The organism is Kitasatospora sp. NPDC059817, from assembly GCF_042731835.1.
Classification (GTDB): domain Bacteria; phylum Actinomycetota; class Actinomycetes; order Streptomycetales; family Streptomycetaceae; genus Kitasatospora.
Map to the genome: position 1 here is coordinate 1 of NZ_JBHWIR010000056.1, position 14,062 is coordinate 14,062.

Sequence of the window (14,062 nt, forward strand, 5' to 3'; positions counted from 1 at the left end):
GTCATCCGTCAGAACCACTTCGACCGTCGGCCGACCCATACGCGCCATGAGCCCAGCATACTTCTATAGCTTTCCTAAGACTCAGGACACTAGCGACGAACTCCGGGCGGGCCGCTCCAGCGCCGCCCGCAGCCTCGCCGCCCACCGCTGGGGCAACCGCATCTGACCGCCCCAGCACACCAGCCCCGGCCGCCCAACGAACTGGGCAGCCGGGGCCTTTCGTGCGTTCTGGGTCGCTCCAGCATGATCCTTAGTCCAACACGGGAATATTTCCGTCCTGTCATAGACATGTGCCGAAGGGCTCTCTAGCGTCATTCCTGGGCGGTCCAGGCAGGGCCGCAGTTCCAGGGGGTTGAGATGGACGACAGGTCGGGTCTCACGCGGCTGACCAACACGGGCAACGGCAGCGGCTCGGGGGAGTGCAACCAGAACGACTGCCCCAACGTGTACCGCACCGAGCGAGGGACCTTCGTGGTTCAGGGGGATGTGTCCAACGCCTTCATGCCGCCCAACGGCGAAGGGCTCGTGGAGATCCCCGAGAGCGTGCTTCGGGAGGCCGTCCGTGCGCTTGGATGGTGATGCTTGGCAGGCCAGGTTCCGGGATTTCAAGACGGAGGCATGGCGCCTGGAAACTCTTCCGGCCTACAACGTGCCGCAGGAGATCGAGGAGCTGCGAGCGTTCCGGGCGGGCGAGCGAATCGACCCGCGTGCGCACTCCAATGATTACACGGACGACCTCAAGCGGGTGCGTCGAGAAGGGAAGTCCAAGGGGCGCGTTCGCATTGTCACGCGACCGCTCTCCGAGTACCTGCGCTACGAGTTCATGTACTATCTGCCGCATGCCTGGGCGGGGGAAGAAATTCGGATCATGGACGTCACGGATCGCCCTAACCCGCTGGCCAGCGTTTCGGACTACTGGATGTTCGACAAAAGGGAGGTGGTGCTGATGAACTACCTGCCCGATGGAACGCAGATCGACCGCACCGTGTTCGAGGGCGACATGAGCCCCTTCGTCGAGTATCAGCGGATTGCAATCGCTGAATCGGTGCCTTTTGAGGAGTACGTGAAGGGCATTGGCGCTTGATCCACAAGAGCTAGGTCAATCGAATTCGGACCTGGCAGCAATCCTTCAAGAGCTTCGCAAGCGAGCTGGACTCTCCGGGGTCCAGCTCGCTCGGCGTGTCAACATGTCGCAGTCCAAAATTTCCAAGATCGAGACCGGCAAGGTCACGCCGTCGCTGGTTGACGTCGAACTGATCCTGCGGGCGTTGGACGCGCCGCCCGATCTCATCGCCCACGTCACGGCGCTTGCCCGCATCGCCAACACGGAGTGGCAGGATGCTAGGGCCCTGCGCAGGAAGGGGCTCGAAAAGAAGCAAGTCGAGTTGGCGACGCTTGAACGTACCACCGGCGAGTTTCGATACTTTCTGCCAACCATGATCACCGGTCTTCTTGCGACTCCTGAGTACATCCGGGCCAGTCTCGCCCCGTTCCCCGGCGATCACTCGAAGACTATTGCCAAAAAACTTGAACGGCAGGCCGTCCTCTACGAGCCGGCTAAGCGCTTCGACTTCATTCTGACTGAACAGGCTTGCCGCTGGCCTCTTGTTCCCGCGCAGGCCATGGCGATGCAGATTGACCGGTTGGTCTCTGTGTCCCGGTTGCCCAATGTACGCCTCGGGATTATCCCGATGGCTGGTCACATGCCGTGGGCGCCATTGAACGTATTCACCGTCTACGACGAGGCCCTAGCAACTGTCGAGGTCTCCACGGGCGCGCTTGTGTTCCGTGACCCCCGAGACATTCAGGAGTACCTGGACGAGTTCCGGACCTTCGAGGGCTATTCGCTGTGGGGTGAGGATGCTCGGGTCAAGCTGGCGGAGTGGGCCGACCACTATCGAGGGACATCTCAAGATCTTTAGTCGATAGCGGGAATATCGTTGAGTCCCTATCTGGAATTCCCCTAGCCTGGCATCTCATTCCACGAAGCCGAGCGAAAAGGAGCCAGGTGTGTCCGTTGCCGTGAGGTCCGCCGGTTCGCACCGGAGTAGGGAGAAGGCCAGTCCGCAGGCGATGGCCGCGTTGAGGGAGCAGTACCGGGCGGCGAACCCGACCGGTCGTGCGCTGACCTACCCGCTCGACCCGGAGTGCCCGTGCCCGAGGTGCACGGAGTTGAGGTTGGGCCGCAATGCCGCCGCTTGAACTGGTGGCGGCGCCCGGAGAGCCGAAGCCGGGCATGGTCATGCGCTATGAGGTGGTGGCGGCGGCGGGCTCCCATGTCCTGCGGGATGTGCTCCTGGGCGAGTTCTGTACCCTCCCGGACCTCTCCGGCAAGCCCGTGTTGCTCGCCTTCCCCGACGCCTACCACGCGCGTCTGTGGCTGATGATGGCCGACACCCGTAAGCAGTACGCGGTGAACGCCACCCGCATCCGCGCCGAGCAGGGCAAGAAGCCGTTGCAGGAGCACGCCGGATGGCTGCGGTTCGACCTCTATGCCCCCGCGCCGGCCGACCCGTCCAATGCCTCGGGCGGGGCCGATCCGGTGGCTGCCGAGGTGGCCGGACAGGCAACCCTGCATTCGGATCGCCTGTGGTACCGGCACCAGCACTGACGCACCCCAATTGGTCTGATCATCACGGGATTTGGTGTCGGTGGGGTGGGGTGCGGGATCGTGGGCCGACCGCGCGAGCGGCGCGCGGTGGCCCGACCAATGAAGGGGCGAACCCATGAAGAAGATCGCTGCGAAGCTCTGGCGGATCATCCGGGGCCCGATGCAGTGGCGCGTTCTGTGGCTGTGGCACTCGAAGTTCATGGTCGGGGTCACGGGCATCGTTCGCGACGACGAAGGCCGGGTGTTGCTCCTCAAACACCGGATGTGGCCAGAGGGTCGGCAGTGGGGGCTACCGACCGGCTACGCGAACAAGGGCGAGAGCTTCGAAGAGACGATCATCCGTGAGGTCAAGGAGGAGACCGGACTCACGGTGAAGGTGTGCGAGCTGGCGCACCTGAAGAGCGGATACAAGCTGCGCGTCGAAGTCGCCTACGAGGCGCTGTACGTCAGCGGACGGATCAAGGTCGCTTCGTTCGAGATCTTGGAGGCCCGATGGTTCTCACCGGACAAGCTCCCCGAGGGAGTGCAGGAGTCGCACCGACAGCTGATCAGCCGTCAGCGCTTCTGACCCTCGGTCGCTCGCTCACCCCCTCGTGTCTGGGGCCGAACGAGCACCTGGCCGGAGACGTGACCGAGCGCGCCGAGTTGGCGCACCTGCTGGCCTCGCGCCGGGCGACGGCGGCGCTGGACCAGGCGCACCCGCACGTGACGTTCTCGCTGCTCCACTGGGTGCTGGACACCTGGGCGGACGAGTCGGCGCGGGAGGTGTTCCGGCAGGGGGCGGCGCTCCTGGCCGACCGCTACCGGGAGTTGGGGTTGAACCAGCTCCTGCCTATCGATCGGGTGTGGGTCGGGGTGCGCTCGACGCAGCCCGACGCGTTCGGCGGGTTCCATCACCCGAACCAGGGCTACCGGCACGAGCAGATGGCCTCCGTGATCACGAGGTACGGGCGGCTGAGCGACCCCCGGCTGACCTCGCCCGAACTGGTGGCGCTGGACCTGCTCCGGTCCTACGCGCATGACTGCCTCCACTGGGGGTCGTTCCGGGAGTACCGGTTCCAGGACGGGCACGTGGTCCGGAGCCGGTACGGGATCAACCGGCGTGACCCGCAGGGGCGCACCTACTCGGCACGGGACCAGGAGGACGCCGTCTCGACTCGGAACCTCGGGATCGTGATGGAGGGGGCGACCGATCGGGAGGCCCGGACGATCGCCGCCACGGTGGCCGATCGGCTCGACCTGGCCGAGCGGATCGCACTGCCCGATCGGCTGGCCTTCCGTGACACCACTGGCCGCCTGGAGCCGTCCGACTTCGACCAGGCGGAGCCCGGCATCGCGACCCGCTTCCACCTGGCGATGGCCGGATACGAACACGGGGTCGGGGCGCGGTATCAGCGCTTCCTGACCGAGATGGGCGGGACCGATGCTGGCGCGCTGCACGGCCTGATAGTGGCCGCGACGATCGGCGGGGACCTGTCCGGCCTGACCGGGTGGCTCGACCAGCGGCACGGTTCCCGGGCGTTCCCGCGCATCTTCCGCTCATCGGCCTACACCGGGCCGGACCCCGGCCAGTAGCCGCCCCTGGGCTGCCCGTCCGTGCGCCGTTCCCCCGTGGCGCACGGGCGGGCGTACGGTTGGGCACGGCCGGAGTCCGGCCGCAACGAGGGCGCTATCCTTCCAGGTGATAAACGAATCCGGCCCCGTCCGGCTTCACCCTGGACGAGCGGATCCAGGCGCTGCGCACCGGCGTCGAGGCGCTGGAACTGGCCGGGCTGGCGTAGCCGCCCGGGGCCGTCGAGCGGCACTACAGCCAGTCGTGCCGCTTGAACACCCGGTGCAGCACTATGCAGACCGCGACCATCAGCGACAGCACCGCCGGGTACCCCCAGGGCTGGCGCAGTTCGGGCATGTCCTCGAAGTTCATCCCGTAGACGCCCGCGATCATCGTCGGCACGGCGGCCAGCGCCGCCCAGGCCGAGATCTTCCGCATGTCGTTGTTCTGCTGCACGCTGACCTGCGCCAGGTTGGCGTTGAGGATGTCGGACAGCAGCCGGTCCATGCCCTCGACCTGGTCGGTCACCCGGGCCAGGTGGTCGGCGACGTCCCGCAGGTAGGGCAGGGTCTCCGAGCGGATGTACGGCTCGCCGCCGCGGGCCAGGCGCAGCGTCGGTTCCAGCAGCGGGCCGGTGGCGCGGCGGACGGTCATCACCTGGCGCTTGTAGCCGTAGATCCGGCCGGCGGTGTCGCGGCCGACCCGGCCGGGGGCGAAGACGTCCGCCTCCAGTTCGTCCAGGTCGGTCTGGAGCCCGGTGGCCACGTCCATGTAGCCGTCGACGATGGTGTCGCAGACCGAGTGCAGCACCGAGCTGGGCCCGTAGCGCAGCAGTTCGGGCTGCTTCTCCAGTCGGGCCCGCAGGCCGGAGAGCGGGGCGTCGGCGCCGTGCCGGACGGTCATCACGAAGTCCGCGCCGAGGAAGACCATCACCTCGCCGATGGTCACCGCGTGGGCGCCGGGGTGGTAGCCGAGCGTCTTGAGGGCGACGAACAGGGAGCCCTGGTACGGCTCGATCTTGGGGCGCTGGTGGGCGCTGACGGCGTCCTCGACGGCCAGCGGGTGCAGGGCGAACTCCCGTCCGACGTGGTTGAGTTCATCGGCGGTGGGCTCGAACAGGCCTATCCAGACGAAGCCGCCGGGCCCGGCGGCGCGGGCGGCGGCGAGCGCGCCGGCGAGGTCGTCGGGGGCCTCGATCCGGTGGCCGTCGTGGTAGCTGGCGCAGTGGACGATCATCGGGCCATTGTGGCCCGGGGCGGGGTGCCCGGGGCGGAGCCGGGCCAGGACGGCGTCGCGGGCCGGTGCCGGCGGCGGCCCAGGAGGGCCCGCAGCCCACCCGCGCGTTGCGCGCCCGCACCCCACACGCCCGCACCCCACGGCCGCGCACCCCGCGCCCGCACCTCGCACCGACACTCCACGCCCGCGCCCGGAGGCCGTAGGCTGAGCCCCATGCCCACCCTGCTGCTCGTCCGCCACGGCCGCTCGACCGCGAACACCGCCGGAATCCTGGCCGGTTGGACGCTCGGCGTGGACCTCGACGACACCGGGCGCGGGCAGGCCGCCGCGCTGGCCGGCCGGCTCGCGGGGATCCCGCTGGTGCAGGCCGTCAGCAGCCCGCTGGAGCGCTGTCGGCAGACCCTGGAGCCGCTGCTGGCGGCTCGGCCCGAGCTGGGCCCGCCCGCCGAGGACGAGCGGCTGGGCGAGTGCCACTACGGCGAGTGGACCGGCCGGCCGCTGGCCGAGCTGGCCAAGGAGCCGCTCTGGCGCACCGTGCAGGACCACGCGGCCGCCGCGGCCTTCCCCGGCGGGGAGTCGTTGCGCGAGCTGAGCCACCGGACGGTCGGTGCGGTCCGGGAGTGGAACGAGAAGATCGCCGCCGAGCACGGCGCGGACGCGGTCTGGCTGGCCTGCTCGCACGGGGACGTGATCAAGGCGGTGGTGGCCGACGCCCTCGGCCTGCACCTGGACCACTTCCAGCGGATCAGCGTCGAGCCCTGCTCGGTCACCGCGATCCGCTACACCCCGCAGCGGCCCTTCGTCCTGAGGATGGGCGACACCGGCGACCTCGCCTCGCTCGCGCCCAGGCCCGGCGCGGCCCCGGCCGCCCCGGCGGGCGACGCGGTGGTCGGCGGCACCACCTGAGGCGGTCGTTCCACCTGGCCCGCCTGGCCCGTCTGACCCGCCTGGTACGCCCCTGGCCCGACCGGCGCCACCCGGCCTGACCGGAGCCACCCGGCCCGGAGCCTCATGACGTGGGCGGGAGAGCCGTCGCACCCCGCCCCGCAGGGACCGGCGGCACCGCCTGAGCTGGCCGGTGCCACTGCGGCTCGGCTCCCCTGCGGGGGCCCGGAGGTCGTAGGGTGACTAACGAGCCCCGCCGCGTGGCGAGCCCGCGCGCGGGCCGCCGTACGGCAGCCCGAGCCATGACGTCCGAACGATCCCTGTGATCCCCACGACCGACACGATCCGGAGCGAGAGCGTGCCCCGTCAGGTCTTCTTCTACGACCAGCCCGAACGGTTCGTGGCCGGCACCGTCGGCCAGCCCGGCGCCCGGGCGTTCTACCTCCAGGCCAGTGCCCGGGGCCGGATCACCAGCGTCCTGTTGGAGAAGACCCAGGTGGCGGCGCTCGCCGAGCGGATCGAGGAGGTCCTGGACGAGGCGCTGCGGCGCAGCGGCGGCGACGTCTCCATCCCGGCCGCCGCCCCGCAGGACCTGCTCGACACCGCGCCGCTGGACCTGCCGCTGGAGCAGGAGTTCCGGGTCGGCACCATGGCCCTGGCCTGGGACAGCGTGGACGGCTGCCTGGTGGTCGAGGCGCAGGCGCTGATCGAGGCGGAGGAGGACGGCGAGGACGAGGACAGCGCCGCGGCGGTCTTCGAGGACGACGACAACGGTCCGGACATGCTGCGGGTGCGGCTGTCCGGCGCGATGGCCCGGGTGTTCGCCAAGCGGGCGCTGGACCTGGTCTCGGCCGGCCGCAAGCCCTGCCCGTTCTGCAACCTGCCGCTCGACCCGGAGGGCCACCTGTGCCCGCGCGCGAACGGCTACCGGCGCTGAACACCGAGACCCCACCCCAGGCGGACCCGGCGGCCGCCGCCGCCCTTGCCGCCGACGTGCCCACTGCGTTGGAGCTGCTGCGCGAGGGCGAGTTGACGGTGCACGGGCGCCTCACCGAGGCGTCCAACGCCGCGCTGTACTGCACCGCCACGCACGGTTCGCTGAGCGCTCAGGCCGTCTACAAGCCGGTCGCCGGGGAGCGCCCGCTGTGGGACTTCCCGGACGGCACACTGGCCGGCCGCGAGGTCGCCGCGTACGAGGTGTCGGCCGCGACCGGCTGGGCGCTGGTGCCGCCGACCGTGCTGCGCGACGGGCCGCACGGGCCCGGGATGGTGCAGCTGTGGGTCGAGCCGGATCCGCAGGCCGAGCCGCTGCTGGCCCTCCAGGACCCGCGCGGCCCGGAGCACGGCTGGCTGCCGATCGTGCGGGCCGAGGTCGGCGGGGGACGCACCGCGCTGCTGGTGCACCACGACGACCAGCGGCTGCGCCGGCTCGCCGTGCTGGACGCGGTGCTCAACAACGCCGACCGCAAGGGCGGCCACCTGATCCCGGCCGCCGACGGCCGGGTCTACGGCATCGACCACGGCGTCACCTTCAACACCGAGGGCAAGCTGCGCACCCTGCTCTGGGGCTGGGCCGGCGAGCCGCTGCCCGCCGAGGCGCTGGAGGTGCTGACCCGGCTCGCCGAGCGGCTGGACGGTGAGCTGGCCGCGCGCCTCGCCCCGCACCTGACCGCCGCCGAACTGGAGGCGACCCGCGCCCGGGTGGCCGGGCTGCGCCGCACCGGTCGGCACCCGCTGCCCTCCGAGGACTGGCCCTCGATCCCCTGGCCCCCGGTCTAGGACGTATCCTGCGGACCGGTTCGGGCCGGCTGATGGTCTGGACCTGTCCGCGAACCGGCAGCACACTGCTCCGATGGACGCGTTACGGACCACCCCCACCCCCCGTACCACGCCGGACCTGCCGCTGCACCGGCTCCAGGTCCCGCTGCCGCACCTGCTCCCGTTCGCCATCGGGAGCTTCGACACGATCGGCCCGCTGTCCCGGGCGGGCTTCCCGCACCGGCACTCGTTCTACGAGATCGTCCACGTCACCGGCGGCCGCGGCGCCCACGTCCTGGACCTGGTCCACCGGCCGCTGGCGCCACCGCAGTTGTGCGTGATCACACCCGGCCAGGTGCACTACTGGTCGGACGCGGACGAACTCACCGGCCAGGTCGTCCTGTTCAACGAGGACTTCCTGCTCCGGAACCCGCAGGACCTCGCCGCGCTGCGCACCCTGGCCACCCGCCCCGCGCTCGGACTCGGCGAACAGGCCGGGCCGGTCGGCGCGTTGCTCGCCGACATGGAACACGAGTACCGCTCCAGGCAGCCCGGCTACCAGGGCGTGCTGCGGGCCAGTCTGCACATCCTGATCGTCCGGGCGCTGCGCGCCGCCCGGCCGGGGGAGCGGCCGTCGCCGCCCGGCCGCCCGACCGAAGTGGCCTCCGCCTTCACCCGGTTGATCGCCGGTCCGGGCGGGGTGCGGTACTCGGTGGCGTCCAGTGCGCAGGAACTCGGCGTCTCGCCGGGCCACTTGCAGACCCTGGTCAAGCAGTCCACCGGCCGCACCCCGGGCGGGCTGATCCGGCGCCAGCAGACCCTGGAGGCCAAACGGTTGCTGGCGTGCACGGATTTGACGATTCGTCAGGTCGCGAAGGAGGCGGGCTTCGCCGACCCGGCCTACTTCTGCCGCTTCTTCCGGCGGGAGACCGGGATGACGCCGGGGGAGTTCCGGGCCCGGGTCGACGGAAATCACCACGATCCCCGGATCGCGTCCATCGCGGCGGCCCCGGACGGCCCGTAACTTTGCTGGTGGCCACCGGTGGCCGGTCCGGCGCGCGCGGACGGGCGGCCGGTTCGGCCCTTGTCATGCCCCCACCATGGCAAGGGCCGCCCCCCCACATCCACCCCCCACCCGAAGGAGAGGGCGTATGCCCACGCCCGACGGCATGATCAGCCGCAAGACCGTCCTGAAGGCCGCTGCCGCGCTCGGCGCCGCCCCGCTGCTGGTCGGCGGCGGCGTCGCGCTGGCCCGTGAGCAGGCCGGCACCGGCCGGCCCCTCGGCCTCACCCCCGAGTGCCACGACGGCGACGACCCCACCATCGAGCAGACCGAGGGCCCCTACTTCAAGCCCAACTCCCCACTGCGCAGCTCCATGGTCAACGACGGCCCCGGCACGCGGCTGACCGTCAGCGGCTACGTCTTCGGCCGCGCCTGCCGACCGATCTCCGGCGTCCTGCTGGACTTCTGGCAGGCCGACGACAACGGCGCCTACGACAACGCCGGCTTCACCTTCCGCGGCCACCAGTTCACCGACGCGAACGGCGCCTTCAAGCTGGACACGATCGTCCCCGGCCTCTACCCGGGCCGCACCCGGCACCTCCACGTCAAGCTCCAGGCGCCCGGCCGCCCGGTGCTCACCACCCAGCTCTACTTCCCCGGCGAGCCGCGCAACAGCACGGACACCATCTACGACGCCCGGCTGCTGATGAACGTCCGCCAGAACGGCCCGGGCCGTGAGGGCAGTTACGACTTCGTCCTGGACGTGCCGCAGACCCCGGGCACGCCGAGCCCGACCCCCACCGCCACCCCGACCGGAACCCCCACCGGAACGCCCACGCCGCCGAGCGGCAGTTGGAAGCCGGGAGCCTCCTACAACGCGGGCGACCGCGTCACCTACTCCGGCGCCTCCTACCTCTGCCTCCAGGCGCACACCGCCATGGTGGGCTGGGAGCCGCCGAACGTGCCGGCCCTCTGGCAGCGGTCGTAGCGGCTCCGGCCGCGTTCCCCGGGGTGCCGGGCGCCCGGTCGGCGGCAGGGTCGACCGGGCGCTCAACCGTGTCCGAAAGCCTGCCCAGCGCCTGCTCGACGCCTGCCCAACACCCGCCCGAAGCCTGCCGCATTCCTGCCCGAAACAACGCCGGGCCCGTCAAGGTCCGCTCCTTATCAGTCGGGAAGCGGTCCGGCAACGACAGGAAGCGAATCCAGTCGATCTTGTGTACTGGTTAGGCTTTCAAATGTTCGCAAGGTTAAAGTCGGTTCCATGCATGCCTGGCCCGCCTCCGAGGTTCCCGCCCTGCCTGGTCAGGGGCTCCCCCTCCGTATCTTCGACACCGCAGCGGGCACGGTCCGCGAGGTCGTGCCGCAGGACGGCACTGCCCGGATCTACGTCTGCGGCATCACCCCCTACGACGCGACCCACATGGGCCACGCCGCCACCTACAACGCCTTCGACCTGGTGCAGCGCGTGTGGAAGGACGCCGGCCACGACGTCCTGTACGTCCAGAACGTCACCGACGTGGACGACCCGCTGCTGGCCCGGGCGGTCGAGACCGGTCAGGACTGGGTGGCCCTCGCCGAGCGCGAGACGGCCCTGTTCCGCGAGGACATGACCGCCCTGCGGCTGCTCCCGCCGGCCCACTACATCGGCGCCGTCGAGTCGATCCCGTGGATCGTCCCGCTGGTCCAGAAGCTGCTCGCCAGCGGCGCCGCCTACCAGGTGGACGGCGACATCTACTTCTCGGTCGAGTCCGACCCCCGCTTCGGCCAGGTCTCCGGCCTCGACCAGGAGGCCATGCGCCCGGTCTTCGCCGAGCGCGGCGGAGACCCGGACCGCCCGGGCAAGCGCCACCCGCTGGACGCCCTGCTCTGGCTCGCCGCCCGCCCGGGCGAGCCCGCCTGGGAGACCGAACTCGGCCACGGCCGCCCCGGCTGGCACATCGAGTGCGTCGCCATCGCGCTGCAGTACCTCGGCATGTCCTTCGACATCCAGGGCGGCGGCAGCGACCTCTCCTTCCCGCACCACGAGATGGGCGCCTCGCACGCCCAGGTCGCCACCGGCGCCCACCCGTACGCCAAGGCGTACGTGCACGCCGGCATGGTCGGCCTGGACGGCCACAAGATGTCCAAGTCCCGCGGCAACCTGGTCTTCGTCTCGGCGCTGCGCCGCGAGGGCGTCGACCCGGCGGCGATCCGCCTGGCGCTGCTCGCGCACCACTACCGCGAGGACTGGGAGTGGACCAAGGCGACCCTGGACGAGGCCGTCGAGCGCCTCGCCCGCTGGCGGGCCGCGGTCTCCCGGCCGGACGGCCCGGCCGCCGAGCAGCTGCTCGACGAGGTCCGTACGGCGCTCGCGGACGACCTGGACGCGCCCGCCGCGCTGGCCGCCGTCGACCGCTGGGCCGAGCGGCAGGAGGCCGGGGGCGGCACCGACATGGGTGCGCCCGGCCTGGTCAGCCGCACCGTGGACGCCCTGCTGGGCGTCGCGCTCTAGAGTCCTCCCTCAACATGCCGAAGGGGCGTCCGGACCAGGTGTCCTGACGCCCCTTCGGCGTTGTCCGGGGCGGGCCCGGGGCGGCGGCTACTCCTCGTCGCCGTCCTGGCTCTCCCGGGCCGCGCCCGGGGCCTCCGGCTCGGCCGGCCGCTCCGCCGTGGCGTGCCCGGCCACCGGCTTCTCGCCGGTCGGCCCGACGTTCTCCCGGCGGCGCAGGTAGCGCTCGAACTCGCGGGCGATCGCGTCGCCGGAGGCCTCCGGCAGCTCCGCGGTGTCCTGCGCCTCCTCCAACTGCTGGACGTACTCGGCCACCTCGCTGTCCTCGGCGGCCAGCTGGTCCACGCCCAGCTGCCAGGCCCGGGCGTCCTCGCCGAGCTCGCCCGGCGGGATGCGCAGGTCGAGCAGGTCCTCCAGCTTGTTGACCAGGGCCAGCGTCGCCTTGGGGTTCGGCGGCTGCGCGACGTAGTGCGGCACGGCCGCCCAGAGCGTCACGGCCGGGACCCCGGCGTGCGTGCAGGCCTCCTGGAGCACCCCGACGATGCCGGTCGGGCCCTCGTAGCGGCTCTCCTCCAGGTCCAGCCGGCGGGCCAGCTCCGGGTCGGAGGTGACCCCGCTGACCGGCACCGGGCGGCTGTGCGGGGTGTCGCCGAGCAGCGCGCCCAGGATCACCACCAGCTCGATGCCGAGCTCGTGCGCGAAGCCGAGCAGCTCGTTGCAGAACGAGCGCCAGCGCATGCTCGGCTCGATGCCGCGCACCAGGACGACGTCCCGGGTGGTCGGCTCGGTCACCCGGATCACCGAGAGCCTGGTGGTCGGCCAGGTGATCCGGCGGATGCCGCCGTCCAGCCAGACCGTGGGCCGGTTGACCTGGAAGTCGTAGTAGTCCTCCGCGTCCAGGGCGGCGATCACCTTGCCGCCCCAGGTGTCGTCCAGATGTGCCAGAGCCGCGGAGGCGGCGTCGCCCGCGTCGTTCCAGCCCTCGAAAGCGCAGACCATCACCGGGTCGATCAACTCGGGAACATCTTCCAGCTCGATCACCCAGCGTCTCCCTCCGGTCGGCGGTCGAACCTGCGCCGCCTCGGCTGGCCTGCCGGGGCGCCGACGGGTCGGCTGCCGACTGTCGAACCTCTCGTCACCCATGGAACGCCTCGCCCCATGGTCCCTACCTGCCCAGCCTACGGGCTTTGATGCGCACCGCGGCCGGGCACCGGGACAGTCTGGGGGAGCGTGCCGCCCCGATCCAGCGGATATCCGGACCGCCTCGGCTGACGGGGCGTCAGGTGGCTCGGAGCGGGCGCGGACGGTGTCCGGACGGCGACGCGGCGCGACGACGAGCCCTTCCCGCGCACACCCTTCCCGTACGCACCCTTTCCGCGCACGCCGGTCCCGCACTCGCCGCCGGAACCCCTCAGGCGTCCACCCACCCGCGCCGGTACGCCGCCCAGTGCTCCGGGGTGGCGGCGAAGTCCACGTACAGCGCGACGCCGAAGTTCCGCCGCCCCGGGTCCTGGCGGCCCAGGCCCAGCCGGACGCCCCGGACGGCGGCCGGCACGGTCTCGGCGTCACCCCGATGGCCGTGCCGGTCGTCCCAGAAGAACGGCAGGCCGATCAGCAGGTCCACCCCGGCCGGGGTGGCCTCCAGCGCCAGTTCGGTCTGCAGGGCGACGTAGCCGCCGTACAGCGGCTCGGTCGGCATGCTGGTGTCGTACGCCATCACGGCGACCTGGTCGACCCGGCGGGCGGTCTCGGTGAAGTACGCCTGGTCCCACCACTTGCCGTGGTCGGTGAGCAGGATCCCGGCGGTGTGCAGGCCGGGCACCGGGTCGAGCTGCGGGACCGCCACCGAGAGCGCCGCGCCGCGCCCGGCCGTGACCGGGCGGACCTGGTCGAGCAGGGCCAGCCAGCCGGCGCTGCCGGGCCGGATCGGCTCCATGTCGAAGTGCACGCCGTCGAAGCCGAGGTCCAGGACCTGCCGGGCGGAGGCGGTGACCCGGTCCCGGGTGGGGGCGTCCTCCAGGTCCAGGGCGTCCTTCTCCGGCTTGACCTCGTCGCCCAGCCAGCTCTGCACCCGGACGTCCGGCAGCGCCCGGTGCACCGCGTCGGTGAACCAGCGGCCCCGGGGGTGGACGGCGGGCGGCAGCGAGCCGTCGTGTTCCAGCGGGCCGGTGTGCACGTACAGGTCGCGGACGCCGGTGCCGGCCAGCTGCCGCACCAGCGCGGCGACGTCGGCCTCACCCTTGCGGCCGTCCACCCAGGCGTGGCCGAGCCAGAGCGCGTCCCGGCCGCGGGTGCGGGCCTCGGCGGACGGGTCGCCGGTGTAGTGCAAGCGGATCGCGACGAAGGCGGAGCCGAGCGCGGCCGCCGGTACGGCCGCCGCGAGGCCCAGTGCCAGCAGCGCCCGGCGCCACCAGGACCAGCTCCGCCAGCGCTTGCGCAACGCCCGGAACGGGGCCGCCAAGGCCCCCGTGACGCGTCGCGCGACGGTCGGGAATCGGCCCACGCGGTTGCTCCCCCCTTGCGGTCGAA

The 14,062-nt window shown here is 71.6% G+C and carries 15 protein-coding genes; 12 read left to right on the forward strand and 3 right to left on the reverse strand.

Annotated features, from left to right (window positions below; genetic code table 11):
* The first annotated feature begins 357 nt into the window (after nucleotides 1–357).
* The 6 genes from ACFV61_RS14640 (at nucleotide 358) to ACFV61_RS14665 (ending at nucleotide 4,186) form a co-directional block, all read left to right on the forward strand.
* The gene (locus ACFV61_RS14640) at nucleotides 358–579 is read left to right on the forward strand and encodes a hypothetical protein (protein WP_380377667.1); all 222 of its coding nucleotides are present in this window, start codon (nucleotides 358–360) and stop codon (nucleotides 577–579) included.
* A complete protein-coding gene (locus tag ACFV61_RS14645; RefSeq protein ID WP_380491910.1) occupies nucleotides 563–1,084 on the forward strand; it encodes a DUF6879 family protein in 522 nt (173 codons plus the stop codon). The genes ACFV61_RS14640 and ACFV61_RS14645 overlap by 17 nt, the downstream gene beginning before the upstream one ends.
* On the forward strand, nucleotides 1,074–1,922 hold the full coding sequence (locus ACFV61_RS14650; RefSeq protein WP_380491912.1) for a Scr1 family TA system antitoxin-like transcriptional regulator: 849 nt from the start codon (nucleotides 1,074–1,076) through the stop codon (nucleotides 1,920–1,922). Before ACFV61_RS14645 ends, ACFV61_RS14650 begins: the two co-directional genes overlap by 11 nt.
* Nucleotides 1,923–2,188: 266 nt before the next feature.
* The gene (locus ACFV61_RS14655) at nucleotides 2,189–2,611 is read left to right on the forward strand and encodes a hypothetical protein (RefSeq protein WP_380491914.1); all 423 of its coding nucleotides are present in this window, start codon (nucleotides 2,189–2,191) and stop codon (nucleotides 2,609–2,611) included.
* A gap of 115 nt (nucleotides 2,612–2,726) precedes the next feature.
* On the forward strand, nucleotides 2,727–3,179 hold the full coding sequence (locus tag ACFV61_RS14660) for an NUDIX domain-containing protein (protein WP_380377660.1): 453 nt from the start codon (nucleotides 2,727–2,729) through the stop codon (nucleotides 3,177–3,179).
* Nucleotides 3,180–3,238: 59 nt separating this feature from the next.
* Nucleotides 3,239–4,186: a hypothetical protein gene (locus ACFV61_RS14665; protein ID WP_380377659.1), complete on the forward strand. Its 948-nt coding sequence runs from the start codon at nucleotides 3,239–3,241 to the stop codon at nucleotides 4,184–4,186.
* Between the two features lie 229 nt (nucleotides 4,187–4,415).
* Here the strand turns inward: ACFV61_RS14665 and ACFV61_RS14670 are convergent, their stop codons facing one another.
* Nucleotides 4,416–5,399 (reverse strand): magnesium and cobalt transport protein CorA, encoded by a 984-nt coding sequence (locus ACFV61_RS14670; RefSeq protein ID WP_380342746.1) that lies wholly within the window; start codon nucleotides 5,397–5,399, stop codon nucleotides 4,416–4,418.
* Nucleotides 5,400–5,612: 213 nt separating this feature from the next.
* On the opposite strand from ACFV61_RS14670, the gene ACFV61_RS14675 reads away from it, so the two are divergent.
* The 6 genes from ACFV61_RS14675 (at nucleotide 5,613) to mshC (ending at nucleotide 11,536) form a co-directional block, all read left to right on the forward strand.
* The gene (locus tag ACFV61_RS14675) at nucleotides 5,613–6,305 is read left to right on the forward strand and encodes a histidine phosphatase family protein (protein ID WP_380491916.1); all 693 of its coding nucleotides are present in this window, start codon (nucleotides 5,613–5,615) and stop codon (nucleotides 6,303–6,305) included.
* Between the two features lie 337 nt (nucleotides 6,306–6,642).
* Nucleotides 6,643–7,221 (forward strand): DUF3090 domain-containing protein, encoded by a 579-nt coding sequence (locus ACFV61_RS14680; protein WP_063350992.1) that lies wholly within the window; start codon nucleotides 6,643–6,645, stop codon nucleotides 7,219–7,221.
* Between the two features lie 56 nt (nucleotides 7,222–7,277).
* Nucleotides 7,278–8,063: an SCO1664 family protein gene (locus ACFV61_RS14685; protein ID WP_063350993.1), complete on the forward strand. Its 786-nt coding sequence runs from the start codon at nucleotides 7,278–7,280 to the stop codon at nucleotides 8,061–8,063.
* Nucleotides 8,064–8,136: 73 nt separating this feature from the next.
* Nucleotides 8,137–9,066, forward strand: a complete 930-nt coding sequence (locus ACFV61_RS14690; protein WP_380491918.1) for an AraC family transcriptional regulator — start codon at nucleotides 8,137–8,139, stop codon at nucleotides 9,064–9,066.
* A gap of 127 nt (nucleotides 9,067–9,193) precedes the next feature.
* The gene (locus ACFV61_RS14695) at nucleotides 9,194–10,033 is read left to right on the forward strand and encodes a carbohydrate-binding protein (RefSeq protein WP_063346925.1); all 840 of its coding nucleotides are present in this window, start codon (nucleotides 9,194–9,196) and stop codon (nucleotides 10,031–10,033) included.
* A gap of 273 nt (nucleotides 10,034–10,306) precedes the next feature.
* Nucleotides 10,307–11,536 carry a cysteine--1-D-myo-inosityl 2-amino-2-deoxy-alpha-D-glucopyranoside ligase gene (mshC, locus tag ACFV61_RS14700; RefSeq protein WP_380491920.1) on the forward strand — a complete coding sequence of 410 codons (1,230 nt, stop codon included), beginning with the start codon at nucleotides 10,307–10,309 and terminating at the stop codon, nucleotides 11,534–11,536.
* Between the two features lie 87 nt (nucleotides 11,537–11,623).
* Here mshC and ACFV61_RS14705 read toward each other — a convergent pair whose 3' ends face one another.
* Both ACFV61_RS14705 and ACFV61_RS14710 read right to left on the reverse strand, forming a co-directional pair.
* The gene (locus ACFV61_RS14705) at nucleotides 11,624–12,574 is read right to left on the reverse strand and encodes a PAC2 family protein (protein ID WP_063346923.1); all 951 of its coding nucleotides are present in this window, start codon (nucleotides 12,572–12,574) and stop codon (nucleotides 11,624–11,626) included.
* Between the two features lie 370 nt (nucleotides 12,575–12,944).
* Nucleotides 12,945–14,036 (reverse strand): glycoside hydrolase family 18 protein, encoded by a 1,092-nt coding sequence (locus ACFV61_RS14710; protein WP_380342754.1) that lies wholly within the window; start codon nucleotides 14,034–14,036, stop codon nucleotides 12,945–12,947.
* Between the last annotated feature and the right edge of the window lie 26 nt (nucleotides 14,037–14,062).